At 52.6% G+C, this 26,573-nt stretch carries 21 protein-coding genes and 4 pseudogenes; 19 read left to right on the top strand and 6 right to left on the bottom strand.

Annotation, left to right across the window (positions count from 1 at the left end; all coding sequences use genetic code 11):
• Positions 1–2 precede the first annotated feature (2 nt).
• The 5 genes and pseudogenes from ACKQAD_RS17535 (at position 3) to sseB (ending at position 4,394) form a co-directional block, all read left to right on the top strand.
• Positions 3–1,217, top strand: a complete 1,215-nt coding sequence (locus ACKQAD_RS17535) for an IscS subfamily cysteine desulfurase (protein WP_409161302.1) — start codon at positions 3–5, stop codon at positions 1,215–1,217.
• Positions 1,218–1,241: 24 nt separating this feature from the next.
• Positions 1,242–1,667 carry a Fe-S cluster assembly scaffold IscU gene (iscU, locus tag ACKQAD_RS17540; protein WP_409161303.1) on the top strand — a complete coding sequence of 142 codons (426 nt, stop codon included), beginning with the start codon at positions 1,242–1,244 and terminating at the stop codon, positions 1,665–1,667.
• Positions 1,603–1,746: pseudogene (gene iscX, locus ACKQAD_RS17545) on the top strand (Fe-S cluster assembly protein IscX); the annotation flags it as partial. The gene iscU and the pseudogene iscX, both read left to right, overlap by 65 nt.
• 322 nt (positions 1,747–2,068) lie before the next feature.
• Positions 2,069–3,379 carry an aminopeptidase PepB gene (gene pepB, locus ACKQAD_RS17550; RefSeq protein ID WP_409161304.1) on the top strand — a complete coding sequence of 437 codons (1,311 nt, stop codon included), beginning with the start codon at positions 2,069–2,071 and terminating at the stop codon, positions 3,377–3,379.
• 220 nt (positions 3,380–3,599) lie between these two features.
• A complete protein-coding gene (sseB, locus tag ACKQAD_RS17555) occupies positions 3,600–4,394 on the top strand; it encodes an enhanced serine sensitivity protein SseB (protein ID WP_409161305.1) in 795 nt (264 codons plus the stop codon).
• A gap of 159 nt (positions 4,395–4,553) precedes the next feature.
• Here sseB and ACKQAD_RS17560 read toward each other — a convergent pair.
• The 3 genes and pseudogenes from ACKQAD_RS17560 to ACKQAD_RS17570 form a co-directional block, all read right to left on the bottom strand.
• Positions 4,554–5,340 (bottom strand): annotated as a pseudogene (locus ACKQAD_RS17560) (MurR/RpiR family transcriptional regulator).
• Between the two features lie 40 nt (positions 5,341–5,380).
• Positions 5,381–6,250: a 3-mercaptopyruvate sulfurtransferase gene (gene sseA, locus ACKQAD_RS17565; RefSeq protein ID WP_409161306.1), complete on the bottom strand. Its 870-nt coding sequence runs from the start codon at positions 6,248–6,250 to the stop codon at positions 5,381–5,383.
• A 289-nt stretch (positions 6,251–6,539) separates the two neighbouring features.
• Positions 6,540–6,822, bottom strand: a pseudogene (locus ACKQAD_RS17570) (PTS transporter subunit EIIC); the annotation flags it as partial.
• 469 nt (positions 6,823–7,291) lie between these two features.
• Between ACKQAD_RS17570 and ndk the strand changes: the two are divergent.
• From ndk to ACKQAD_RS17625, 11 genes are all read left to right on the top strand, one after another.
• Entirely contained in the window at positions 7,292–7,720 is a 429-nt protein-coding gene (ndk, locus tag ACKQAD_RS17575; RefSeq protein WP_409161307.1) for a nucleoside-diphosphate kinase, read from the top strand.
• A 324-nt stretch (positions 7,721–8,044) separates the two neighbouring features.
• Entirely contained in the window at positions 8,045–9,247 is a 1,203-nt protein-coding gene (gene rlmN, locus ACKQAD_RS17580; RefSeq protein WP_409161322.1) for a dual-specificity RNA methyltransferase RlmN, read from the top strand.
• Positions 9,248–9,452: 205 nt separating this feature from the next.
• The gene (gene pilW / locus ACKQAD_RS17585) at positions 9,453–10,253 is read left to right on the top strand and encodes a type IV pilus biogenesis/stability protein PilW (protein WP_409161308.1); all 801 of its coding nucleotides are present in this window, start codon (positions 9,453–9,455) and stop codon (positions 10,251–10,253) included.
• On the top strand, positions 10,243–11,262 hold the full coding sequence (gene rodZ / locus ACKQAD_RS17590; protein WP_409161309.1) for a cytoskeleton protein RodZ: 1,020 nt from the start codon (positions 10,243–10,245) through the stop codon (positions 11,260–11,262). Before pilW ends, rodZ begins: the two co-directional genes overlap by 11 nt.
• Before the next feature lie 40 nt (positions 11,263–11,302).
• Positions 11,303–12,424, top strand: coding sequence for a flavodoxin-dependent (E)-4-hydroxy-3-methylbut-2-enyl-diphosphate synthase (ispG, locus tag ACKQAD_RS17595; protein ID WP_409161310.1), 1,122 nt, complete (start codon positions 11,303–11,305; stop codon positions 12,422–12,424).
• Positions 12,425–12,561: 137 nt separating this feature from the next.
• Positions 12,562–13,836 carry a histidine--tRNA ligase gene (hisS, locus tag ACKQAD_RS17600; protein ID WP_409161311.1) on the top strand — a complete coding sequence of 425 codons (1,275 nt, stop codon included), beginning with the start codon at positions 12,562–12,564 and terminating at the stop codon, positions 13,834–13,836.
• Between the two features lie 13 nt (positions 13,837–13,849).
• Positions 13,850–14,470: a YfgM family protein gene (locus ACKQAD_RS17605; RefSeq protein ID WP_409161312.1), complete on the top strand. Its 621-nt coding sequence runs from the start codon at positions 13,850–13,852 to the stop codon at positions 14,468–14,470.
• A 10-nt stretch (positions 14,471–14,480) separates the two neighbouring features.
• The gene (gene bamB / locus ACKQAD_RS17610) at positions 14,481–15,662 is read left to right on the top strand and encodes an outer membrane protein assembly factor BamB (RefSeq protein ID WP_409161313.1); all 1,182 of its coding nucleotides are present in this window, start codon (positions 14,481–14,483) and stop codon (positions 15,660–15,662) included.
• A gap of 181 nt (positions 15,663–15,843) precedes the next feature.
• On the top strand, positions 15,844–17,331 hold the full coding sequence (gene der / locus ACKQAD_RS17615) for a ribosome biogenesis GTPase Der (protein ID WP_409161314.1): 1,488 nt from the start codon (positions 15,844–15,846) through the stop codon (positions 17,329–17,331).
• A 92-nt stretch (positions 17,332–17,423) separates the two neighbouring features.
• A complete protein-coding gene (locus tag ACKQAD_RS17620; protein ID WP_409161315.1) occupies positions 17,424–18,383 on the top strand; it encodes an AEC family transporter in 960 nt (319 codons plus the stop codon).
• Positions 18,384–18,428: 45 nt separating this feature from the next.
• Positions 18,429–18,653: a zinc ribbon domain-containing protein gene (locus ACKQAD_RS17625; RefSeq protein WP_409161316.1), complete on the top strand. Its 225-nt coding sequence runs from the start codon at positions 18,429–18,431 to the stop codon at positions 18,651–18,653.
• Between the two features lie 12 nt (positions 18,654–18,665).
• Here the strand turns inward: ACKQAD_RS17625 and ACKQAD_RS17630 are convergent, their stop codons facing one another.
• The 3 genes from ACKQAD_RS17630 to xseA form a co-directional block, all read right to left on the bottom strand.
• Positions 18,666–19,010 carry a protealysin inhibitor emfourin gene (locus tag ACKQAD_RS17630; protein WP_409161317.1) on the bottom strand — a complete coding sequence of 115 codons (345 nt, stop codon included), beginning with the start codon at positions 19,008–19,010 and terminating at the stop codon, positions 18,666–18,668.
• A complete protein-coding gene (locus ACKQAD_RS17635) occupies positions 19,007–20,050 on the bottom strand; it encodes a M4 family metallopeptidase (RefSeq protein WP_409161318.1) in 1,044 nt (347 codons plus the stop codon). The genes ACKQAD_RS17630 and ACKQAD_RS17635 overlap by 4 nt, the downstream gene beginning before the upstream one ends.
• Before the next feature lie 229 nt (positions 20,051–20,279).
• Entirely contained in the window at positions 20,280–21,674 is a 1,395-nt protein-coding gene (gene xseA / locus ACKQAD_RS17640) for an exodeoxyribonuclease VII large subunit (protein WP_409161319.1), read from the bottom strand.
• Positions 21,675–21,845: 171 nt separating this feature from the next.
• On the opposite strand from xseA, the gene guaB reads away from it, so the two are divergent.
• The 3 genes and pseudogenes from guaB (at position 21,846) to ACKQAD_RS17655 (ending at position 26,240) form a co-directional block, all read left to right on the top strand.
• On the top strand, positions 21,846–23,312 hold the full coding sequence (guaB, locus tag ACKQAD_RS17645; protein ID WP_409161320.1) for an IMP dehydrogenase: 1,467 nt from the start codon (positions 21,846–21,848) through the stop codon (positions 23,310–23,312).
• Between the two features lie 124 nt (positions 23,313–23,436).
• Positions 23,437–25,014, top strand: coding sequence for a glutamine-hydrolyzing GMP synthase (gene guaA, locus ACKQAD_RS17650; RefSeq protein ID WP_409161321.1), 1,578 nt, complete (start codon positions 23,437–23,439; stop codon positions 25,012–25,014).
• A gap of 327 nt (positions 25,015–25,341) precedes the next feature.
• Positions 25,342–26,240, top strand: a pseudogene (locus ACKQAD_RS17655) (IS630 family transposase).
• Positions 26,241–26,573: the final 333 nt, after the last annotated feature.

The raw sequence follows: 26,573 nt of genomic DNA on the forward strand, positions 1-26,573 counted from the left end.
CAATGAAGTTACCTATCTATCTTGACTACTCAGCCACCACGCCTGTTGACCCGCGCGTTGCTGAGAAAATGATGCAGTTTTTGACGTTGGACGGTACGTTCGGTAACCCAGCTTCCCGTTCCCACCGTTTTGGCTGGCAGGCGGAAGAGGCGGTAGATATCGCCCGTAACCAAATTGCTGAACTGGTCGGTGCCGACCCACGTGAGATCGTCTTTACGTCAGGCGCGACCGAAGCCGATAACCTCGCGATCAAAGGTGTTGCCAACTTCTACCAGAAGAAGGGCAAGCACATCATCACCAGCAAGACCGAGCACAAAGCCGTGCTGGATACCTGCCGTCAGCTTGAACGTGAAGGTTTCGAGGTTACCTATCTGGCGCCGCAGCGTAACGGCATTATCGATCTGGCTGAACTCGAAGCGGCAATGCGTGAGGACACCATTCTGGTTTCCATCATGCACGTCAACAATGAAATCGGTGTTGTGCAGGATATCGAAACGATCGGCGACATGTGTCGCCGTCGCGGTATCGTGTTCCACGTCGACGCCACGCAGAGCGTAGGCAAGCTGCCTCTCGATCTCAACCAGTTAAAAGTGGATCTGATGTCTTTCTCCGGCCATAAAATCTATGGGCCGAAAGGGATTGGTGCACTGTATGTTCGTCGTAAACCTCGTATTCGTCTCGAAGCACAGATGCACGGTGGTGGCCATGAGCGTGGCATGCGTTCTGGTACCTTGCCTGTGCACCAGATTGTCGGCATGGGTGAAGCCTACCGCATCGCGAAAGAAGAGATGACCGCAGAAATGGATCGCCTGCGTGTTCTGCGCGATCGTCTGTGGAACGGGATTAATGATATTGAAGAAGTCTACCTCAATGGTGACATTGAGCAGGGCGCGCCTAACATCCTGAACGTCAGCTTCAACTATGTTGAAGGCGAATCGCTGATTATGGCGCTCAAGGATCTGGCGGTGTCGTCCGGTTCTGCCTGTACGTCGGCCAGTCTGGAGCCCTCCTACGTGTTACGTGCGCTGGGCATGAATGATGAGCTGGCGCATAGCTCGATCCGTTTCTCGCTGGGGCGTTTTACCACCGAAGAAGAGATCGACTACACCATCGAGCTGGTGCGTAAATCCATCGGTCGTCTGCGCGATCTTTCTCCGCTGTGGGAAATGTTCAAGCAGGGCGTGGATATCAGCAGCATCGAGTGGGCGCATCATTAATTCACCAGGTCGGGGACGACTATCATGGCTTACAGCGAAAAAGTAATTGATCACTATGAAAATCCACGCAACGTGGGTTCATTTGATAACGCCGATCCTTCTATCGGCAGCGGCATGGTCGCCGCGCCAGCGTGCGGCGATGTGATGAAGTTGCAGATAAAAGTCAACAATGAGGGTATCATCGAAGATGCCCGCTTCAAGACATACGGTTGTGGTTCTGCCATCGCCTCCAGCTCGCTGGTCACCGAGTGGGTAAAAGGCAAATCGCTGAATGAAGCTGAAGCGATTAAGAACACGCAGATTGCCGAAGAGCTTGAGCTACCGCCAGTGAAGATTCACTGCTCCATTCTGGCGGAAGACGCCATCAAGGCAGCGATTGCGGATTCCCGATCTCGATCCGAAAACCGTGCGTTTCACGGATATGCACCAGTGGATCTGCGAATTGGATGAATTTGACGATCGACCGGACGCTTCCAATGAAAAAATTCTGGAAGCGATCCTGTTGGTCTGGTTAGATGAAGCAGAATAGCAACATTATGGGGCTGCCTTTGGCAGCCCGTTTTATACCCGTCATACTTCAAGTTGCATGTGCGTTGGCTGCGTTCAGTCACCCGAATCACTTACTCAAGTAAGTTCGTCGGGATTCCTTTGCTTGCCGCCTTCCTGAAACTCGAATTATTTAGGGTATACTTCGTGCCAAAATTCGTAACATTTTCATGTCATGATGCACCGTTTATTTATCGGTAAGCTAAGTATTGATAAACAAGCATTGATAAATAACGTGTCTGCAAATATGAAAAGTACCTGCAAACATGAAAAGTAGCAGGCATACCCATTATCGGAGAAGCACTATGACGAACAACACCATGCTGGTTTCACTCTCCACTCAACCTGCTGATGTGCGCTGGGGAGAAAAAGCGACGCTAAGTGTGAATGAGAAGGGGTTTACCATTCATGTGGGGACTACATCGCTGAATGGCAACGCTGTACTGGCAGTGATCCAGCGTGCTGCCCGCAAGATCGACGGGCAGGGAATTAAACACGTTAAGCTGGCAGGTGAAGGCTGGGATTTGGCAAACAGCTGGGCATTCTGGCAGGGATATCGTGGGCCGAAAGGGCAAAGAACGGTCGAATGGGCAGAGCTGAATGAGGCTGACCAGAAAGAATTTAATGACCGACTGAAGATTGTGGACTGGGTTCGTGACACCATCAACCTGCCTGCTGAAGACTTAGGACCAGAGCAATTAGCGACCCGTGCGGTCGATCTGCTGTGTGACGTCGCCTGTGATGCCGTCAGCTATCGCATCACCAAAGGTGAAGATTTGCGCGAACAGAATTATGCCGGTCTGCACACGGTCGGCCGCGGTTCTGAACGTCAGCCAGTGCTGCTGGCACTGGACTATAACCCGTCGGGTAACCCGGATGAGCCCGTGTTCGCCTGCCTGGTGGGTAAAGGTATTACGTTTGATACCGGCGGCTATAGCCTGAAACCCAGCAACTCGATGGATTCCATGAAATCGGATATGGGCGGTGCCGCAACCCTGACGGGAGCATTGGCGCTGGCGGCAGCGCGCGGTTTGCAACAGCGCGTGAAACTGTACTTGTGTTGTGCAGACAACATGGTGAGCGGCAATGCGTTCCGACTGGGCGACATCATTCGCTACCGCAATGGCAAGACGGTCGAAGTCATGAACACCGATGCGGAAGGGCGTCTGGTGTTGGCGGATGGCCTGATCGATGCCTCCGAGCAGAATCCGCAGTGGATTATCGACTGTGCCACGCTGACGGGGGCGGCAAAAATGGCGCTGGGCAACGACTATCATGCGCTGTTCAGCTTTGATGACGGGCTGGTTGCTGCTTTGCAGGAAAGTGCGAAGAAAGAGAACGAGCCATTCTGGCGTTTGCCGTTGGAAGAGTTCCACCGTAGCCATCTGCCGTCCAGCTTTGCCGATCTGAACAATATTGCCAGCGGCGCGCACACCGCCGGTGCCAGTACGGCGGCGGCTTTTCTGTCGCATTTTGTGAAAAATTACCAGCAGGGCTGGCTGCATATCGATTGTTCCGCAACGTACCGTAAAGGCGCGGTAGAGCAGTGGGCGACTGGCGCAACGGGGCTCGGCGTGCGTACGTTGGCTAACCTCTTGCTGAGCAACGCCAAATAGTCGTTTCAGACTTATCTGCCATTTACAGAATGTGTTGAGATATAACGCCGCGCCTCATGCGTAATGCTAGTCACTTAAGCATGGGTTTAGGGGGAAACAGGGTGATGAGGCACCCGCAGGGATGCCTCGCATCGTGGTAGCCCCCGGTATCTCGATCCTTAACCGATCGGCATTAGAGCCTCACGCGTCGGTTTTTTAACGTAATCATGTTGAGGAAAGTATGGAGTTTTCGCCACGTAACAAACTGGAAGAAGTGCTTATTCTGGCTGCAACGGAACCCGCACATCGTCCTGAATTTTTCAGTGAACTGATGGAAGCCACGGTGTTTGTGTTGGGCACGACCGATGACGGGGATGAATCCGGTGAGGTGGTGTTGCACGCGGGCAGTAATGTGAACATCCAACACTGGGAAAAAGACGATGGCTCATCTGCTATTCCTTTCTTCTCTTCTCTGGAAGCCTTACAGAGCGTGATTACGGAGGAAGCGTCTTTTCTGGCTCTGCCGACGCGTTCGCTGTTTGAAATGACGCAGGGCGTCACACTGTTCCTCAATCCTAAACTGCCGTATGGCAAAGAGTTTTTGCCGCAGGAAATTGAACATATTCTGTCTGGCGAAGGTCACGGTTTTGTTCAGCAGCATATCGTCGAAGAAGATATGCAGGTCTTGCTGAGTCAACCAGCCGAGATGCCTGCGCAGATGATTGATTCCCTGACGCAGCTGTTTACCAAGCATCGCCACGTAAAACGGGCGTTTCTGGCGCAGATTCAGGAGCCGGGCGAAGAACAGCCGCATCTTCTGATTGGTATTGATGCCGATCAGGACGAGGAAACGATCATCCGTGAAGCGGGCAGCGTCGCCAGTGATACCTTGCCGGACGAGCGTCCTGTCGATCTGTGTCTGGTGAAAGAAGGCGAGCCGGGCATCAGTCATTACATGATTAAACACACCACGCCGTTCTATGAGCGCAAGTGGGGGAGCTTCCTGAGGGAGTTTAAGGCCACCGGCAACGCCTGATACCCGTCATACTTTAAGCTGCTTGTGCGTTGGCTGCCCTTACTCACCCCAGTCACTTACCTGTGTAAGCTCCTGGGGATTCGTGCGGTTGCCGCCTTCACGCAACTCGAATTATTTAGGGTATATAGGGTATGTAAATTTGATATAGGCAACGGCGGATTACGGCTTTTCTGTTGTTGCCTGCAACAGCAACAAATCAATCAGCATCACCAGATTCGATTCAAATGAGCTAAATCTCGCCGGCTTCTGCCGCATAGTGAACCGCATCGTCGTAGAGCCGGAAGTGCAGATCGACCAACTCGCCTAATGAATTCAATGACGCACGGGTAAACGCGATCACCTTCATGCCAATATTTTTGGCGATACGCGCCTTATCAACACCAGCCCGGTTTCCCCACTGCGAGAGATGGCAATAAACACCTGATATTTTGGCGCGTTATTGAGAAAAATCCCCTGGCTATCCCCTAGTCGGGAAGAGAAGGCATCTTTCCCCTGCACCTGTAGTTTCTTCGCCAGATAGTCGGCAAACAGATGGGAAAACCCCCACGCTATAGAGGAAAAGTGGCTTTCCTGCTGAGGATAGCGCTGAATACCGCTCGATCCTGATGGCTAATGTAGGAAAACGTGCGTTGGTAATTGGCGACAAAATACGGCAAGGCACCAGGAAGCGAAGCGTCATCGGGCGCGACAATGGGCGAGGGAGCCAGAGGCGGATTATCCGTCAGCAGCGTTTTGCAGTGATAAAGGCGTTTGCTGAACCACTAAAACCGATTTTCCGGCATAGTCGCATGATGGTTGCCGTGGAGAGATAGGTTTTCTGCGCCAGTCCCCGCACCGTGATTTTGCCAATCAGCGTCGAATGCTCGACGATAAAGGCCAGCACGCGGTATTCCGCGCACGTCAGCACCTGACTGTACTGCATTAAGGACGTCAGCCGATTATCCACCCGCTACCCCTGATTGACGGCAATAACACACCGAACGGGATTAATCTCGCGCAATCGGCACGTCATCGCGGCTACCCCAATCGCTCCACGAACCGTCGTACAGCGTCACATCTGGGACATTTAGCTGCGTCAGCGCCAGCACCACGACGGACGCCGTTACGCCGGAGCCGCAACTGGCGACGATAGGGCGAGTGAAATCCACGCCGTGTTTATGCAGAATGGTCGCCAGTTCGGCATTCGGCTTTAGCGCACCGTTATGCACCAGCTCAGTCCACGGTACATTCAGGCTGCCGGGAATATGTCCACGATGCAGGCCGGGACGCGGTTCGTCCACCTCGGCATGAAAGCGTGGAGCGGGGCGGGCATCGACAATCTGTTCTGATTTATCCCGGCTGATGGAGAGCACCTCGTCGCGTGAGCGAATGGCGCTTTCATCCAACGTAGCGTGAAACGTGGTTGGCTTCGGTGTCACATCACCCTGTTCTAACGGCAGATTTTGCGCTTTCCAGCCTGCCAGCCCCCCGCTCAGAATTGAAAGGGATGTCGCGCCGAAGGTGTGCAGCATCCACCACGCACGGGGTGCAGAGAAGAGGTTGCCTTCATCGTAAATCACCAGGTGCTTATTATTGTCGATCCCTAACTCACCCATCGCATGCGCGAAACCTTCGCGTGTCGGCATCATATGCGGCAGATCGGTGCTGTGATCGGACAGGGTTTCAATATCAAAAAAAACTGCGGCAGGCAGGTGACCGGCGCGGTATTCGGCATGAATATCACGGGTGGTGTTGCCCGGCGGTAGCATCCGGGCATCAATGAGCGTGATACTGCTGTCATTCAAGCGGCTGGCAAGCCAGTCTGCGGAAACAAACCGCTCATGAGAAACGGGCAAATCAGAAGACGATGCTGACATAGCTCCTCCACGTTGGGGCCGACGCATTCGGCTCCGAATCTATCATTGATGTGCAATGATAGATTCATTGTCAGCGATTTTCCCTTATCCGACAAGTAGCGGATTATTGGGCGATGTCGTCTCTATATGCTTGTTTTAATTGCGGCCAGTAATCCTGATTGGCTTCAATTATCTCATCCAGAATTGCTTTGGCGTGCAGCATGGTTGGCACGGTATGGTTTCCTGCCCGACGACGCCGCGACGCCGTGGGATTTTCTCGTCTTGTTCTTGTATTTTGTACTGACCGACACGCATCCCAGATTACGGTGGAACTCGGCTGTTTGACGTCCACAGGCCATTTCTGCGAAATAGAGGTTGCGATCGCCCTGATACAGCTTGCCGCACACCTCTGCGGTTCCGCCCAGTTCGGTGTAGAGGAACGGGGTGTAGACCAGATGATGCAGCCCGGTGGGGATCAGCACGCGTTCCAGAAAGCTGTAAACCGCGATGCCAACAGGGCCAGCCCCTTTGATGGCGAAGGCCAGCCAGGTAATGCCGTGTTGAGCAAACGGCCACAGCGCGCTCATTATTACGGTTATCGAACACATTCCCAAATGCGATGAATAGCCCGACAATCGGGAGTATCTGCACCGGCCCATACAGGGATTTGCCGAAATTTTGCAATGCATTGACCGCTCTTTTTATTATCAGCCCTCTTACTGGCCATTATGGTGGGTACAACAGCAAGGCTAGCAGTGAATGATAAGAAAAATATAGTTATCTTATTGTTTTAAAAACAAATGACCTATAACGTTACAAGTGCCTTCAGAACTGTGATCGCCGATGATTTGTTACATTTCGTGCGGTGGTTGTGGGGGCGAAAATGTGCGAGGCGTAATCGTTAATGAAGAGGAAATGAGAGGTAAAGTTTTTTTAATGAAATGTTATTTCCTTGGTAGGCAACAACGGCCGCTACCCCTATAATTTGCGCCACTTTCACTGGCTGGGTATACAATTCTTATAATCCGGCTGCAATCAGACAGTTTAGTTAATGAGGTCAATATGACGATAGAACGTACCTTCTCCATCGTAAAACCTAATGCGGTTGCCAAGAATGCGATCGGCGCGATTTACGCTCGTTTTGAAAGCGCGGGTTTTACCATCGTTGCGGCTAAAATGCTGCGCCTAAGTCGTGAGCAAGCAGAAGGTTTCTATGCGGAACATAAAGGCAAGCCGTTCTTTGATGGCCTGGTCGAATTCATGATGTCTGGCCCCATCATGGTGCAGGTACTGGAAGGTGAAAACGCCGTTCAACGTAACCGTGACATCATGGGGGCCACGAACCCGGCAAACGCACTGGCGGGCACGCTGCGCGCCGATTACGCGGACAGCTTTACGGCAAACGCAGTACATGGGTCTGATTCTATCGAATCCGCTCAGCGTGAAATCGCGTATTTCTTCAGCGATGATGAAATCTGCCCACGCGCGTAATGTGATGTTGTGTAACATTACGCACGATGAACTGTTGTGCATGATAATAGGTAAGAGCTTGTGATGTTGCCTCTTTTTTGTTGCGTGAATACGCATCACAGAAGTGATGGCACAGAAAAAAAGCGGTGATGGTAGCTTACCTGTTTTAAACTTTGTACAATGCTGCGCCCCGGATGAGTCTGCACTTGTCTGGGGCGTTTCTTTGGTCTTACCATTGAACTCAACCCTTTTTTAGTGCCATAACGTGTAATAACGAGGCCAGGATTTACAATGTCTAAGCAAATCGCGTCTGAAACCGTCGTGTCTGAAACGACCGCATCTGAAATGACAGCACCTAAAACTACCGTATCCGAGCAAACCGTGTCCGAATTCTCTCCGGCGTCTGCTGATGCCTCTCAATCCGTTAAAACCAGTGCGGAAAAAATCAACTTGCTGGATCTTAACCGCCAGCAAATGCGCGACCTCTTCATTTCTATGGGAGAGAAACCGTTCCGCGCCGACCAGGTCATGAAATGGATTTATCACTACTGCTGTGATGACTTCAGTCAGATGACGGATATTAACAAAGCCTTCCGTACCAAATTGCAGGAAGTCGCTGAGATTCGCGCGCCTGAAGTCGTAGATGAACAGCGTTCTTCCGACGGCACGATTAAGTGGGCGATTTTGGTGGGCGGCCAGCGGGTCGAAACCGTTTATATTCCAGAAGAAGATCGTGCCACGCTGTGCGTATCGTCTCAGGTAGGTTGTGCGCTGGAGTGCAAATTCTGTTCAACGGCGCAGCAGGGCTTTAACCGTAACCTGCGCGTATCGGAAATCATCGGTCAGGTGTGGCGTGCGGCGAAGATCATCGGTGCCTTTAAGGTTACTGGCCAGCGTCCGATCACCAACGTGGTAATGATGGGAATGGGCGAACCGCTGCTGAACCTGACTAACGTGGTGCCAGCGATGGAAATCATGCTGGATGATTTCGGCTTTGGCCTGTCCAAGCGTCGCGTAACGCTGTCTACATCAGGCGTGGTGCCGGCGTTGGATAAACTGGGCGATATGATTGATGTCGCGCTGGCAATTTCACTGCATGCGCCGACCGACGACATACGCAACGAAATTATGCCGATCAACAAAAAATACAATATTGAGATGTTCCTGAGCGCGGTGCGTCGTTATCTGGAAAAATCCAATGCGAATCAAGGACGTGTTACCGTCGAGTATGTGATGCTGGATCATATCAATGACGGCACCGAGCACGCGCATCAACTGGCTGAGTGCCTGAAAGATACGCCGTGCAAGATCAACCTGATTCCGTGGAATCCGTTCCCAGGGGCGCCGTATGGCCGTAGTTCAAACAGCCGCGTTGACCGTTTCTCCAAAGTGCTGATGGAGTATGGTTTCACGACGATCGTCCGTAAAACGCGTGGGGATGACATTGATGCTGCCTGCGGTCAGTTAGCAGGTGAAGTCGTGGACAGAACTAAACGTACGCTGAAGAAGAAAATGGCGGGTGAACCTATCGCGGTGAAAGCGGTCTAACTTCGAATGGCGCGCGGGTTAGCGTGGAAGCGCTAACCCGATTTTCCGACCTCTGTTGCTAAGGTGATTTGCAGGACAACGGTGAGCAAATTGCGAGGCGCGCCGCGTTGTTATCAGGTCTGACCGCCACGCTGTTCATATTCAGGTAACCTCTCTGGTCTGGCAAAAAGATGTCTGGCAAGGATGACAACGAGAGGGAACAGGGATGGCAAAGGTTCTATCACAGGGATTGTCTCTATCACAGAGAATCGCTTTATTACGCGGAACGTACTGGCTGAGTGGCCTCTTCGCAGTGGTATTGGTGCTGGCGGGATGTGTGCATTCGACTCAGAAAGCGACAACTCCAGCGATCGCTCAAACCCGTTTGCAACTGGGGTTGGCGTATCTGGCGCACAATAACCTGGATTCGGCTCGGCAGAATCTTGAAAAGGCGGTGGCGATTGCTCCGCAGGATTATCGAACACAATTGGGGATGGCGCTTTACGAACATCGGATCGGTGAAAACCGTCTGGCCGAACAGCGTTATCAGCATGTGTTGAAAATGGTGCCGGAAAATGGCAGCGTCATGAATAATTACGGTGCGTTTCTGTGTGGTTTAGGGCAGTATGTAGCGGCGCAGCGACAGTTTAGTGCGGCTGCACAACTTCCTGATTACAGTCAGGTTGCTGATGCGTTGGAAAATGCGGGATACTGCTTTTTCAATGCCGGGCAGACTGAGAATGCGCGCAATTTATTAAATCGGGCGCTGAAATATGACCCGACGAAAGGCAGTGCCTTGCTGGCGGAAGCAAACAAACAGTTTGATGCCGGGAAACATCAGCAAGCGCGGCTGCTGCTTGATGTTTATCAGCATAGGCTTCCGGCCAGTGCCGAAAGCTTATGGTTACAGATTCGTTTCGCCGCGTTGGCGGGCCATGATGGCGATAAAGAACGTTATGGCAACGTGCTGGCGCGAAGTTTTCCACAATCTAAACAGTACCAGCATTTCTTAGCTAATGAATACTGAAGCCACTCAAGATACGACAGAAGCAAAACTACCCGGCGAACGTCTGCGTGAGGCGCGTGAACGTCTTGGATTTACCCAGCAAACTATTGCCGAGCGTTTGTGCCTTAAAATCTCCACCGTTCGTGATATTGAAGACGGTACGACGCCTGCCGATTTAGCGCCGACCTTTCTGCGTGGCTATATCCGCTCTTATGCCAGACTGGTTCATTTACCCGAAGATGAACTGCTCCCCGCCGTGGATAAACAGGCCGTAACTAAAACGATCTCTGTCTCGCCGATGCAGAGTTTTTCGCTGAAAAAAAGCCGCAAAAAGCGTGATGGCTGGTTGATGACAATCACCTGGCTGGTCGTGCTGGTTGTTCTGGGGCTAACGGGCGCATGGTGGTGGCAAAACCATCAAGCCCAACAGGCGGAAATCAACAGCATGGTCGATCATGCCAGTTCAATGCAGGCGCAAACGGAAGGGCAGCCCGTCCCGTTGATGGACAACAGCGCTGCTCAGGAAGCAGCAACATCGAATTCTGATGTGGCACCGACTTCTACTCCAGTCGACCTGTCTGCGACTGGTGCGGCGACACCTTCAACGCCTTCTTCTTCCGCTGCCGCCACAATGCCATCAACGACACCTTCCAGCCCATCACCTTCACAGGAGAACGCCGCACAGCCTCAGGTTGCGGGTAATGCGCCGCCTGAGAGTAATACATTGTTAGGCGCTGGTGCCGTTGCACCCGCTGCGATAGCGGAGGGCAATCCGGTTTCTGCTGACCATGCATTGGTAATGACTTTCACGGCTGACTGCTGGCTGGAAGTGACGGATGCCAGTGGCAAAAAGCTGTTCAGCGGCATGCAGCGTCATGGCGGCACGCTGAATCTGAATGGTCAGTCACCCTATAAACTTAAAATTGGTGCACCTGCTGCGGTACAGATTCAATTTCAAGGCAAGCCGGTTGATTTAAGCCACTTTGTGCGCAGCAATCAGGTTGCTCGCCTGACGCTGACCGCAGAATAACGTGCTGTTTAGGTAAGACTGCAATGTTGGAGATGAAGTAATGCATAACGCTGCACCCATAACCCGTCGAAAATCAAAACGGATTTACGTCGGCAAGGTGCCTGTAGGTGATGGTGCGCCGATTGCGGTACAATCCATGACCAACACCCGAACCACCGACGTTGAAGCTACCGTCAATCAAATCAGATCGCTGGAGCGCGTGGGAGTGGATATTGTCCGTGTCTCCGTGCCAACGATGGACGCGGCAGAAGTCTTTAAGCTGATTAAACAGCAGGTGAATGTCCCGCTCGTCGCCGACATCCATTTTGACTACCGTATCGCGCTGAAAGTCGCGGAGTACGGCGTTGATTGTCTGCGTATCAACCCCGGCAATATTGGTAACGAAGAGCGTATTCGCTCAGTTGTCGATTGCGCGCGTGATAAAAATATCCCGATCCGCATTGGTGTAAACGGCGGTTCGCTGGAAAAAGATTTGCAGGAAAAATACGGTGAACCAACGCCGGAAGCGCTGCTGGAATCGGCGATGCGCCATGTCGATATTCTCGATCGCCTGAACTTCGATCAGTTTAAAGTCAGCGTCAAAGCCTCGGACGTTTTTCTGGCCGTACAGTCTTATCGCCTGCTGGCGGCGCGTATCGATCAGCCATTGCACCTCGGCATCACCGAAGCGGGTGGGGCGCGTAGCGGTGCGGTGAAATCGGCTATCGGCCTCGGACTGTTACTGTCTGAAGGTATTGGCGACACGCTGCGTATCTCGCTGGCGGCCGATCCGGTTGAAGAAGTTAAAGTCGGCTTCGATATCCTGAAGTCACTGCGTATTCGTTCACGCGGAATCAACTTTATTGCTTGCCCGACCTGTTCCCGTCAGGAGTTTGACGTGATCGGGACGGTGAACGCGCTGGAACAACGGCTGGAAGACATCATCACGCCGATGGATGTGTCGATTATCGGCTGTGTGGTGAATGGTCCCGGTGAAGCGCTAGTGTCAACCATCGGTGTCACAGGCGGCCACAACAAGAGCGGCTTCTATGAAGACGGTGTGCGGCAGAGAGAGCGCTTCGATAACGAACAGATGATCGATCAGTTAGAAGCCAAGATTCGCGCGAAAGCCTCCATGATGGACGAAAATCAGCGTATTACCGTCAATCTGGTGGATAAATAACTCTGACGGTGTGGCGGTATGCCGCCACCCGCATAGTTCACGATTCCTGAACCCGATGGGGATGCCCCGCATTGAAGATGCGACGACAATCCCTCTATAATCGGGTTTATTTTTTGAAAAACGCATAGAGAACTGACGTGGCAAAAAATATTCAAGCCATTCGCGGCATGAACGATTACCTGCCAGCCGAAACGGCATTGTGGCAGCGTATTGAAAACAGCCTGAAACAGGTACTCAGCGGCTACGGCTATAATGAAATTCGTTTGCCGATTGTTGAGCAAACACCGCTGTTTAAACGCGCTATCGGTGAAGTGACCGATGTCGTCGAAAAAGAGATGTATACCTTTGACGATCGCAATGGCGATAGCCTGACTCTGCGCCCAGAAGGGACGGCAGGTTGCGTTCGCGCCGGTATTGAGCACGGTATTCTCTATAATCAGGAACAGCGCCTGTGGTATGTCGGCCCGATGTTCCGCTACGAGCGTCCGCAGAAAGGGCGTTATCGTCAGTTCCATCAATTGGGCTGTGAAGTGTTTGGTCTGCAAGGGCCGGATATTGATGCTGAACTGATCCTCATGACTGCTCGCTGGTGGCGGGTGCTGGGCATCGCCGATCATGTGAAGCTTGAATTGAACTCGATTGGTTCACTGGACGCGCGTGCCCGCTATCGAGAAGCGTTGGTGGCGTTCCTCGAACAGCATAAAGATCAGCTTGATGAAGACTGCCTTCGCCGCATGTACACTAACCCACTGCGTGTTCTGGATACGAAAAATCCGCAGATTCAGGTGCTGTTAAACGATGCGCCAGTGCTGACAGACTATCTGGATGACGAATCGCGCATACACTTTGAGGCGCTGGGTGAACTTTTAACGCAGTCTGGTATCCCATATACCGTTAATCCACGTCTGGTTCGTGGTTTGGATTACTATAACCGCACCGTGTTTGAATGGGTCACCACCAGTCTGGGCGCTCAGGGCACGGTCTGTGCCGGTGGACGTTATGATGGTATGGTGGAACAACTGGGCGGTCATGCGACGCCAGCGGTCGGCTTCGCTATGGGGCTGGAGCGTCTTGTTCTGTTGGTTCAGTCGGTGAACCCCGACTTCAAAGCGCAACCGAGCGTGGATGTTTATCTGATTTCTTCCGGTGCAGGAACGCAGGTGGCGGCAATGCAACTCGCGGAGAAATTACGTGATGCGCTGCCGCAGTTGAAACTGATGACCAACTACGGTGGTGGCAACTTTAAGAAACAGTTCGCCCGAGCCGACAAATGGGGTGCCCGCGTCGCATTGGTATTAGGTGAAAATGAAGTGGCAGCCGGTCAGGTTGTGGTGAAAAACCTGAGCAATGGCGAACAGGATACATTGGCACAGGCCGACCTCGCATCGCGGCTGGCAACGTTACTGGATTGAGGAGAGAGACACCGTGGAAGTCTATACCACAGAGAATGAACAGGTTGATGCACTACGTCGTTTCCTCGCGGAGAACGGAAAGGCGTTAGTTGTCGGTGTTGTGCTGGGCGTCGGCGCACTGGTTGGCTGGCGTTTCTGGCAAAACCACCAGAATGATAGCGTGATGGCGGCGTCCGCATCCTATCAGCAGGTGACGGAACAATTAGCCGAAGGCAAAGCTGATGCGATTGCGGCAACCGAGAAATTTACGGCCGAGAATAAAAATGCCTACGGTGCGCTGGCTTCTCTGGAATTGGCTCGTCATTACGTTGATCAAAAAGATTTTGCGAAAGCAGAACAGCAATTGGTACAGGCACAGTCGCAGACTAAAGACGCCGACCTGCTGGCGGTGGTGAACCTGCGTTTGGCGCGGGTTCAGCTACAGGAAAACAAAGCGGATGACGCGCTGAAAACGCTGGATGCCATCAAGCTGGAAGGCTGGGCATCACAGGCGGCGGAAGTGCGTGGCGATATCCTGGCGAGCAAAGGGGATAATCAGGCTGCGCGTGATGCTTACAACAAAGGGTTGTCTTCCAACCCATCGCAGGCACAGCAAGCGTTACTGCGTATGAAACTGAATAACCTGTCCAGCTAAGAGGAATTCCATGCAATTGCGTAAAACACTTTTGGTAGGACTGGTTTCTGTTGCCCTGCTGAGCGGATGCTCGCTGTTTAACAGCGAAGAAGATGTCGTCACTATGTCTCCACTGCCGCAGGTGGAAAACCAGTTCACGCCAACTAAGGTGTGGAACAGCTCGGTTGGGAGTGGTATTGGTGAGTTTTATTCCAATCTTCACCCCGCATGGCAGGATAACCGCGTTTTTGCCGCCGATCGTCGTGGCACTGTGAAAGCGATGGATCTGAATGACGGCAAAGAGATTTGGCGTGCCGATCTGTCGGAGAAGACCAACTTCTTCTCCCGCAATAATCCGGCGCTGCTGTCTGGCGGCGTAACCGTTTCTGGCAATCATGTCTATGTCGGTAGTGAAAAGGCGCAGGTTTATGCGCTGAACACGGAAGATGGTGCGCCAGTATGGCAGACGAAAGTGGCAGGTGAAGCGCTGTCTCGCCCTGTCGTCAGCGACGGTGTGGTACTGATTCACACTGGTAACGGCATGTTGCAGGCATTGAATGAAGCGGATGGCGCTATCAAGTGGAGCGTCAACCTGGATATGCCGACGCTGTCTCTGCGCGGCGAATCAGCCCCGACAACCGCATTTGGAGCGGCGATTGTGGGTGGCGACAACGGTCGTGTGAATGCTGTGATGATCAACCAAGGTCAGCTTATCTGGCAGCAGCGTATTTCAAAGCCAAGCGGTGCGACCGAAATCGATCGTCTGAACGATGTAGACACGACACCAGTTGTCGCGGGCGAAGTGGTTTACGCACTGGGTTACAATGGCAATATGACCGCGCTGGATCTGCGTTCCGGTCAGATTCTGTGGAAACGCGAACTGGGCTCAGTACATGATTTCATCATTGACGGTGACCGCATCTATCTGGTCGATCAGGATGATCGTGTTGTTGCATTGAACACTAACGGCGGCGTGAGTCTGTGGCGTCAAAGCGATCTGCTGCACCGAAACTTAACGGCTCCGGCGTTGTATAACGGTTATCTGGTGGTGGGTGATGCCGAAGGGTATCTGCACTGGCTGAATACGGCGGATGGTCGTTTCGTGGCACAGCAAAAAGTGGACAGCTCTGGCTTCCTGAGCAAGCCTGTGATTGCCAGTGACAAGTTGCTGATTCAGGCGAAAAACGGTGATGTTTACGCGTTCACCCGCTAGGTAACCCCCGTATTGATGTGGAGCACCGTGCTTTTGAATGTGCTCGTACTTTTGAATGTGTTACCACTTTTGCATGTGTAACCACAACGGCTCCTGACACTATCAGGGGCCGTTTCGTCTTTTTATCGTCAGCGAGCATTTCGCTGTAACGTATTGAAATATAAGCAATGAGGTTGTAACAATGATACCTGTCGTCGCGCTGGTCGGGCGCCCGAATGTGGGGAAATCCACGCTATTTAACCGCTTAACGCGCACTCGTGATGCATTGGTGGCGGATTTCCCTGGGCTGACTCGTGACCGCAAGTATGGTCGTGCAGAAGTGGAAGGGCATGAATTTATTATCGTCGATACCGGTGGGATCGACGGTACGGAAGATGGTGTGGAAACCCGCATGGCGGGTCAATCGCTGGTGGCGATTGAAGAAGCGGATATCGTGCTGTTCATGGTGGATGCCCGCGCGGGACTGATGCCTGCGGATGAAGGCATTGCGAAACATTTGCGCAGCCGTGAAAAAACAACGGTGTTGGTCGCAAACAAAACCGATGGCCTTGATCCGGATATGGTTACGGCAGATTTCTACTCGCTTGGAATGGGCGAGGTGTACCCTATCGCCGCGTCTCACGGTCGTGGTGTGACCTCATTGCTGGAAACGGTTCTGCTGCCGTTTGTACAGGATGAAATCGAAGAGCCGGTCGAGTTGACTGAAGAAGAAGAGAACGCGGCTTACTGGGCGGAGTTAGAAGCGGTAGGGCAGGCCAGCGAAGAAGAAGCCGAAGACGATTTCAATCCTGAAGATTTGCCGATCAAACTGGCGATTGTTGGGCGTCCGAATGTGGGTAAGTCCACGCTCACTAACCGTATTCTGGGTGAAGAACGCGTGGTGGTATACGACATGCCGGGTACGACGCGCGACAGTATCTACATTCCAATGGTGCGCGATGAACGCGAATACATTCTGATTGATACCGCCGGGGTGCGTAAGCGCGGTAAAGTGACGGACACGGTAGAAAAATTCTCCGTCATCAAAACGTTGCAGGCGATTGAAGATGCCAACGTGGTATTGTTGGTTATTGACGCGCGTGAAGGTATTTCCGATCAGGACCTCTCGCTGCTGGGCTTTATCCTCAATAGTGGGCGTTCACTGGTGATCGTGGTCAATAAGTGGGATGGCTTGTCACAGGAAGTACGTGAGCAGGTGAAAGAGACGCTGGATCTGCGCCTCGGTTTTATCGATTTTGCTCGTATTCACTTTATTTCCGCGTTACACGGCAGCGGCGTAGGCAACCTGTTTGAGTCCGTAACTGAAGCCTATGCGTGCGCCACCCGTCGCGTCAGTACGGCGATGTTGACCCGTATCATGCAAATGGCATCAGACGACCACCAGCCGCCGTTGGTGCGCGGTCGCCGTGTGAAGCTGAAATATGCGCATGCGGGAGGCTATAACCCGCCGATTGTGGTGATCCACGGTAATCAGGTGAAAGACCTGCCGGATTCTTACAAGCGCTATCTGATGAACTACTATCGTCGTTCGTTGGACGTAATGGGCACGCCGATTCGTATTCAATTTAAAGAAGGGGAAAACCCCTTTGCAGACAAGCGTAACACGCTGACGCCAAACCAGCTACGCAAGCGTAAGCGTTTGATGTCACATATTAAAAAAGGTAAGTGATGTATTAATGGGGCGAATAGCAATATTTGCCCCGTTTTGTCAGAAACGAAGCGAAAAGTCGTTAACAAAACCCATAATCATCAAGGAAAGTCATGTCCTGGGAAACCTGGAGTTTCGCCTTCAACGTCACGATGCCTAATGTGTTTATGTTGTTGATAGGTATCGCGTTACGCAAGCTCAATCTGCTGAATGATGCATTTTGTGATACGGCAATGCGGCTTGTATTTAATCTTTCTCTTCCCTGTCTGCTGTTTTTTAGTGTTGCGGGCAATCACCAGTCTTTCACAAGCCAGTGGCCGCTGGTGGTGTATGGCACGATAGGGACATTGGCGACATTTCTGCTGCTGGAAATCGCGGCAGTGAAATTGGTCAAGGATCCAAAGGAACGCGGCATCTTTGTGCAAGGTGGGTTCCGTTCGAATACCGGTGTAATGGGACTGGCGTTTGCGATGAGCGCCTATGGCGATGAAGGCATTGCGATTGGCTCACTGTATTTGATGGTGACGGTCATTATGTTTAACGCTCTGTCTGTCATTACGCTGACTCGCAGCTTGCAGCGGCAATCGCCTGAGCAGAAGATTCCGGTAAGCCAACTGTTGCGCGGCATTGTGACAAATCCGCTGATTATCGGTCTGCTTCTTGGCGCGGCCTATGGCCAAAGCCAACTGCCAATGCCTGGCGTCATTAAGCAGACCAGTGGCTTTATTTCCTCAATGGCGTTACCGCTGGCGCTGTTGTGTGCCGGAGCCAGTCTGGAGTGGCGCAGTATGTTTCGTTCGTCCAATGTTGCTGTGCTGGCGTCGGTGGCGAAGATATTGGTTGTGCCGGGGTTGCTCACGCTGGGTGGATGGCTGGTTGGATTTCGCGGTGTTGAGCTGGGGATTATCTTTCTGTTTTCCTCAACGCCAACCGCAGCAGGTAGCTATGCAATGACTCGCGCAATGGGCGGAAACGCCACGCTGGCAGCGAACATTATTGGATTGACGACGGTCGGCGCATTTTTCCCAATTGCTATTGGGCTGTACGTGCTGCGTTCACTCGGTGTTATTTAACGTCTGATACTGCCCGTTATTGATAGCGAAATGGAGGAGAAAAAGATGGATGCGCTTTGTCCTGATTGTCACCACGTGATGCTGTGGCAGCCTGATGGTTCGTTCCGATGTGAGGAATGCCAGCAGCGTTATCTGCGTGAGGCTGCATGCCCTGGATGTAAGCACTTGCTTCAGGAACTGAAAGCCTGTGGCGCGGTAGATTACTTCTGCCAGCAGCATGGGATGATTTCCAAGCGGCAGGTGGTGCTCAGCTACATTCCTGCTGATTAATCTTATTGTTAGTTAGTCCTGCACGCCGCTGCGCCACAACTCGGTTAACTCCGATGGCGCTCGATCTTCGGGGATCAGCAAGATAACATCGGCATACTGATTCTGCTGCGGGTGACGGTAGCTGATGTGGATGCGGTAATAGAACTGGTCACCACGCCCTGGGCCGTCTGGTTCACCGGGTTCGCGAGCCTGAGGAAAGGCATGACGGATCGCATTACAAATGCGTTCTCGCTCAGATGGCGGCATGCTGGCGAGCGCGAAGCGTCGCGGCCCCGCCAGCTTGGGGAGCCAGGCGAATCCCCCTTCACGCGCCAGTTCAATGATAGCGTCTTCGTTGAGCTCCGGCAGCGTCTTCATAGGAACTCTTGACGTACTTCAACACCCACCGTATCCCACGACTGCATGACGATGTCGGCAACGGTGTGGTTAAAACGCTTAGCGGCATGCTGAATCGTATGGCGTGCGAAAATCTCGAAGTCCGCATTTTGCGGCAGCGCTTTATCGCAGAGTGTGTCATACCAGATGCGACCCGCTTTTTCCCAGGAATGCCCGCCCAGCGCGATGGCCGTCAGATAGAATGCCCGGTTGGGAATGCCTGAGTTTAGGTGCACGCCGCCATTGTCTTCGCGTGTGTTCACATATTCGCTCATATGAGAGGGCTGAGGATCGATACCCAACAATTCATCATCATACGCCGTACCTGGCTGAGACATCGATCGCAGTGCCATGCCACGAATGCCGTCCGCCAGCAATTCGGCACCGATAAGCCAATCGGCCTGTTCAGCGGTTTGCCCCAAATGATACTGTTTGACCATGGCACCAAAGACATCGGACAGTGATTCATTCAGTGCGCCGGACTGTCGGAAATAAATCAGCCCCGCTTCGTTTTCGGTAATGCCGTGAGTGAGTTCATGCGCGATTACATCAAGCGCAATCGTGAAGCGATTAAAGATTTTACCGTCACCATCCCCGAATACCATCTGTTGCCCGTTCCAGAAGGCGTTCTGGTAATCCTGACCGTAATGCACTGTGCCAGTCAGCGACAGCCCCTCTGAGTCCAGCGAATTGCGTTGGAAAATCTTCCAGAAAAAATCATAGGTAATGCCCAGGTAGTTATAGGCTTCATCGGCGGCGATATCATCGTTGCTGGGTTGGCCTTCCGCACGGACCAGCTTGCCGGGCAACTGTTGTTGTTGTTCGGCATCGTGGATGCTGCGATTAGCCTGTCCGGCGGGTAATTTCTCATGGGGCTCCGGGCGCGGATTATGGCTGACCATTAATGACTGAACGTGCATCAGCGTTTGTTGCGCGCAGTGGCGCTGTTCGTCTGTGCCGTTTGCAACAATGCGATGCAAAATATAAGGGGGAATCACGCTACAAATCGGTCTGGATTTCATACCTCATCTCCTTGAAAACGCTCATCAGGGGCAACACAGACGATCAACAACGTTCACTGTCTTGTATCTTATCGGCCCCTCCGCTCAGAGGCCGGAATCCGTGTGGTGAAAACGGTGAATATAAGTTAGTGAACTGGAAATGAGTATAGTTCAGATACCGGGGGCAATAATGGGGGGGCACCGTCGTTTTAGGATAAATCCCCATTCAACGCCTTTTATGACGATCGCCCTATTTTGGCGCCCGGGATGAAGGTTTTCTCTGCTTTTTCACGGAATCTGGATTCGGTACCAGCGTCGTGACCTGACTTTCTACCCAGCCGTCCTGCAAACGGGTTTTCAGCGTTTCACCAGGCGTAATTTGTGTGACATTTTTTAATACCTTACCGTCCGAGGCGGTGGTGACGTTATAGCCGCGTGCCAGCGTCGCCAGCGGGCTAACGCCTTCCAGTCGCGAACAGGCGATGCCTAGCTTCTGCTTGTTCTGATTTAACTGGCGTTCCACTGTACTTTGCATCTGATAGCTAAGCTGCTGTAAACGTTGCTGCGCACGATGAATTCGGGTGTGAGGCTGTTGTTGCATCAGGCGCTGTTGTAAGCGTTCACTCTGACGTGAGCTCTGTCTGAGCTGCTGCTGCATGGCATCATCCAGCCGCTGACGCAGTTTGACCAACTGTGCCTGCTGACGTGCCAGCCGCAGGTGCGGGTGCTGCTGCTGTAAGCGGTGGTGCAAGCGGGTGAAGTCTCGGTTGCGTTGTGCAAGGTAATAATCCATCGCCATTTCCAGACGCTGGCGCTGGGACTGTATCTGGCGCAATAGCTCCAGTTGGTTACGACTCACTAACTCGGCAGCGGCGGATGGAGTAGGCGCGCGCAGGTCACCCACAAAATCGGCGATGGTGACATCGGTTTCATGGCCGACGGCGCTGACGATAGGAATGTGGCTGGCGAACATGGCGCGGGCGACTCGCTCGTCATTAAAGCTCCACAGATCTTCCAGCGAGCCGCCACCGCGTCCGACGATTAACACGTCACACTCATCTCTCTGGTTAGCCAACTCAATAGCGCGAACAATCTGTAACGGCGCCTCCGCGCCTTGCACTGACGTGGGATACACGATCACCGGCAACGACGGGTCGCGGCGCTGCAATACCTGCAAGATATCGTGCAGGGCGGCACCGCTGGCTGACGTAATCACGCCGACTTGTTTGGCGGGAGAGGGGAGCACCTGCTTAAACTGCTGGTCGAACAATCCTTCGGCAGCGAGTTTCTGCTTGAGTTGTTCAAACTGCTGCTGCAACAGACCGTCGCCAGCCGGCTGCATACTTTCCGCCAGCAACTGATAGTCGCCACGGGGTTCATACAGCGTGATAGTGGCGCGAATCAGCACCTGCTGGCCGTTTTGTGGACGAAACGTCACCCTGCGGTTGCTGGTGCGGAACATCGCGCAGCGCACCTGCGCACGCTCGTCTTTTAGCGTGAAATACCAATGGCCGGACGAGGGCTGAGACAGGTTGGAAATTTCGCCGGAGAGCCAAATCTGGCCCATTTCCATTTCCAGCAGTTGCCTAACCGTCTGATTCAGCCGGCTAACGGTAAAAATTGCAGAGGAGGGAAATTGAGACATTGTGAGCCAGATCAAATTTTAAAACAGTCACTTAATTAATCGATACTACCTACCTGCAACAGGTAATCAAGCATTTTAGTAAAATAATGCTGGAGGCAACCGATTACGCTCTGTATAATGCCACGGCAATATTTTATCTATTCTTACATCCACCTTGGTGAGATATTGCCCATGCTACGTATCGCTAAAGAAGCACTGACGTTTGACGACGTCCTCCTGGTTCCCGCTCATTCTACCGTTCTGCCTAACACTGCCGATCTGTCCACGCAGTTGACGAAAAACATTCGCCTGAATATTCCTATGCTGTCCGCAGCGATGGATACCGTTACCGAATCCGGCCTGGCTATTGCGCTGGCGCAGGAAGGCGGTCTGGGCTTTATTCATAAAAACATGTCAATTGAGCGTCAGGCTGAAGAAGTGAGCCGCGTGAAAAAACACGAAAGTGGCGTTGTGGTCGATCCACAGACCGTCACGCCAGAAACCACACTGCGTGAAGTGAAGGAACTAACCGAGCGTAATGGCTTTGCGGGCTACCCGGTTGTCGCGAAAGACAACGAACTGGTCGGTATCATCACCGGTCGTGACGTGCGTTTTGTGACCGATTTGGAAAAACCGGTTAGCGCGTTCATGACGCCAAAAGAGCGTCTGGTTACCGTTAAAGAAGGAGAAGCCCGTGATGTCGTGTTGCAAAAGATGCACGAAAAACGCGTAGAGAAAGCGCTGGTTGTTGACGACACATTCCACCTGATCGGCATGATCACGGTAAAAGATTTCCAGAAAGCCGAACGTAAGCCAAACGCCTGTAAAGACCAGCACGGTCGTCTGCGCGTTGGCGCGGCAGTTGGGGCAGGTGCGGGTAACGAAGAGCGCGTTGATGCGCTGGTTGCCGCAGGCGTTGACGTTCTGCTGATCGACTCCTCACATGGCCATTCCGAAGGCGTATTGCAGCGTATTCGTGAAACGCGTGCGAAATACCCGAACCTCGAAATTATCGGCGGTAACGTTGCGACGGGCGCGGGCGCAAAAGCGCTGGTTGAAGCAGGCGTCAGCGCGGTGAAAGTGGGTATCGGTCCTGGTTCTATCTGTACAACGCGTATCGTGACTGGCGTAGGTGTACCGCAAATTACGGCGATTTCCGATGCGGTTGAAGCGCTGGAAGGCACGGGCATTCCGGTCATCGCCGACGGCGGTATCCGCTTCTCCGGCGACATCGCTAAAGCCATTGCAGCAGGCGCGGCCTGTGTCATGGTCGGTTCTATGCTGGCGGGTACGGAAGAATCTCCGGGTGAAATCGAACTGTATCAAGGTCGTTCATTCAAATCTTATCGCGGTATGGGTTCACTGGGCGCGATGTCCAAAGGCTCATCAGACCGTTACTTCCAGACCGATAACGCTGCCGACAAACTGGTGCCGGAAGGTATCGAAGGCCGCGTAGCCTATAAAGGCCGCCTGAAAGAGATCGTTCACCAGCAGATGGGCGGCTTGCGCTCCTGTATGGGTCTGACCGGTTGCGCGACTATCGACGCACTGCGCACGCAGGCTGAGTTTGTACGCATCAGCGGCGCGGGCATTCAGGAAAGCCACGTTCACGACGTTACCATTACTAAAGAGTCACCGAACTACCGTATGGGTTCATAAGGTGATTTAACGCTATAAACCCTGTACTATTTTGCGCCGCTCTGCCTTTGTGTAAGGCCGAGCGGCCAGATGGGTTTACTTTTTTCTTTCGCTTTTGTCTTTTGCTTTTTGGAACATGCTCCTCATGACTCAAAACATTCATCAACACCGCATTCTTATTCTGGATTTCGGCTCGCAGTACACGCAGCTGGTTGCACGTCGCGTGCGTGAACTGGGCGTTTACTGTGAACTGTGGGCATGGGATGTCACGGAAGCGCAGATTCGCGGGTTTAATCCGAACGGGATCATCCTGTCCGGCGGCCCGGAAAGCACTACGGAGTTTGGCAGCCCGCGTGCGCCAGAATACGTGTTTAATGCTGGCGTACCGGTATTAGGCGTGTGTTACGGCATGCAGACGATGGCGATGCAGCTGGGCGGCCACGTTGAAGGTTCCAACGAGCGTGAGTTTGGTTATGCGCAGGTAGAAGTGAAGACCGATAGCGCGCTGGTGCGTGATATTCAGGATGCGTTGAGCGCCGCAGGTGCACCGCTGCTGGATGTCTGGATGAGCCACGGCGACAAAGTGACGGCAATCCCTGAAGGGTTTACCACCGTTGCTAGCACCGATACCTGTCCGTTTGCCATCATGGCGAACGAAGAGAAGCGTTTTTACGGCGTACAGTTCCATCCGGAAGTGACGCACACCCGTCAGGGCCAGCGCATGTTAGAGCGTTTTGTGCGTGATATCTGCCAGTGTGATGCACTGTGGACGCCCGCCAAGATTATCGACGATGCGGTGACACGTATTCGTGAGCAGGTAGGCAGCGACAAAGTGATTCTGGGCCTGTCTGGCGGTGTGGATTCTTCCGTTACCGCGATGCTGCTGCACCGCGCGATTGGTGACCGCCTGACTTGCGTGTTTGTCGATAACGGCCTGTTGCGCCTGAACGAAGCCGATCAGGTGCTGGAAATGTTCGGCGATCATTTCGGTCTGAACATTGTGCATGTGGCGGCGGAAGATCGCTTCCTGGGCGAACTGGCTGGTGAAAACGATCCAGAAGCTAAGCGTAAAATCATCGGTCGCGTGTTTGTTGAAGTATTCGATGAAGAAGCGAGCAAGCAAGTAGACGTGAAATGGTTAGCGCAAGGCACCATCTACCCGGACGTGATCGAATCAGCGGCTTCTGCGACGGGCAAAGCGCATGTGATCAAGTCCCACCACAACGTAGGTGGCCTGCCGAAAGAGATGAAGCTGGGTCTGGTTGAGCCGCTGAAAGAACTGTTCAAAGACGAAGTACGTAAGATCGGTCTGGAACTGGGTCTGCCGTACAACATGCTCTACCGCCATCCGTTCCCTGGCCCAGGTCTGGGCGTGCGCGTGCTGGGTGAAGTGAAGAAAGAATATTGCGACCTGCTGCGTCGTGCGGATGCGATCTTCATCGAAGAACTGCACAAAGCCGACCTGTACAACAAGGTCAGTCAGGCATTCACCGTCTTCCTGCCGGTTCGTTCCGTAGGCGTGATGGGCGATGGCCGTAAATACGATTGGGTTGTCTCACTGCGTGCGGTAGAAACCATCGACTTTATGACCGCGCACTGGGCACATTTGCCATACGACTTCTTAGGCCGCGTCTCCAACCGCATCATCAACGAAGTCGACGGCATCTCCCGCGTTGTTTATGACGTATCGGGTAAGCCACCTGCGACGATTGAGTGGGAATAAATCTGCGTCTGAAATAGTTTTGTGCTAAACAGCAAAAAATATCTAAACCCGCGTAACTGCGGGTTTTTTGCTATCTACGATTAATTAACACCACAGTAGAACATCTAAATAGCTTCGCCAAATAGTAGATCACTTGAAGGGAACTCAGTCCGAGTTGTGCGATCTGATCAATCGCCAAACATCACAAATCACCAACCGGACTGAGCGATGCCGATCATAGCAGCAATCCCTGATGAAGAACGACGATTAATGCGTAAAGAAGCCCAACAAACACGTGATAAACATTATTCCAGACGACTCACCGCCATACTGATGCTACATCGGGGAATGACCGTCACCGACGTCGCCAGACTGCTCTGTGCCGCTCGTTCATCCGTTGGAAGATGGATAAATTGGTTAACTTTTCATGGTGTTGATGGACTAAAAAGCCTCAAGCCCGGACGTGCGCCTCGCTGGCCGGTCGCGGATATCCTGCACATCCTGCCGCTTCTGGTACAGCGTTCTCCACAGGATTTTGGTTGGCTGCGCTCCCGCTGGAGCACCGAGCTACTGGCGCTCATCGTCAACCGGCTTTTTAATGTGGCGCTTCATCCCGCCACCTTGCACCGATACCTGAGACAGGCAGGTATTGTCTGGCGCAGAGCCACGCCGACGCTGAAAATCAAAGACCCGCATTATGATGAAAAGCGATTCGCCATTGAGCGGGCGCTGACTCAGGAGCAAACAGAGCATCCTGTGTTTTATCAGGATGAAGTCGATATCGACCTGAACCCTAAAATCGGCGCGGACTGGATGCCCAGAGGGCAGCAGAAGCGTATCGCCACGCCGGGAAAGAACCAAAAGCATTATCTGGCCGGCGCACTGCATTCGGGTACAGGACGAGTCCACCACGTCAGCGGCAACAGCAAAGTCTGTTAGAGGCGTTACGCCGCACATATCGGCGAGCGAAAACCATCACGCTGATAGTGGATAACTACATCATCCACAAAAGCCGCAAAGTGGAGTGCTGGCTGGAAAAGAACAGGAAATTCCGGTTGTTGTTCCTGCCGACCTACTCGCCATGGCTGAATCCAATCGAGCGGCTGTGGTTGTCGTTACACGAAACAATAACGCGAAATCATCAGTGCCGGTACATGTGGCAGTTACTGGAACAGGTAACTCAATTTATGAATGCCGCTTCGCCGTTCCCCGGCAATCAGCAGGGACTGGCTAAAGTGGAGCGATAATATGCAAAGTTATTTAGTTATTGTTGGTATTATAAAAATAGTGATAGGTTTTTTGATGCTCATATCATTAGCTGCCAGAGTATTTCATACAAAATAAGATAGAGAGTACTGGTCAATTTGATGGGCGCACTGTTCTGGGTTTTATGGGGGACTTCGGTATTGGTAACGGCATGGCTAAAAGCGAGGTAAGAAAGAAAGCTCAGGCAAGACTTAGCCAGCTTGAGTCACTGAAAGCTATTAAGTGCTCTTCATGACATATCACCAAATAAGGCCTTCGGGGAGACTGTAATTTAAATTGTGTAATTGCCTGTTTTTGATATGTTCACTCCAACA

Origin of the sequence: Pectobacterium artocarpous, assembly GCF_046159765.1 — a bacterium.
Lineage (GTDB): Bacteria > Pseudomonadota > Gammaproteobacteria > Enterobacterales > Enterobacteriaceae > Pectobacterium.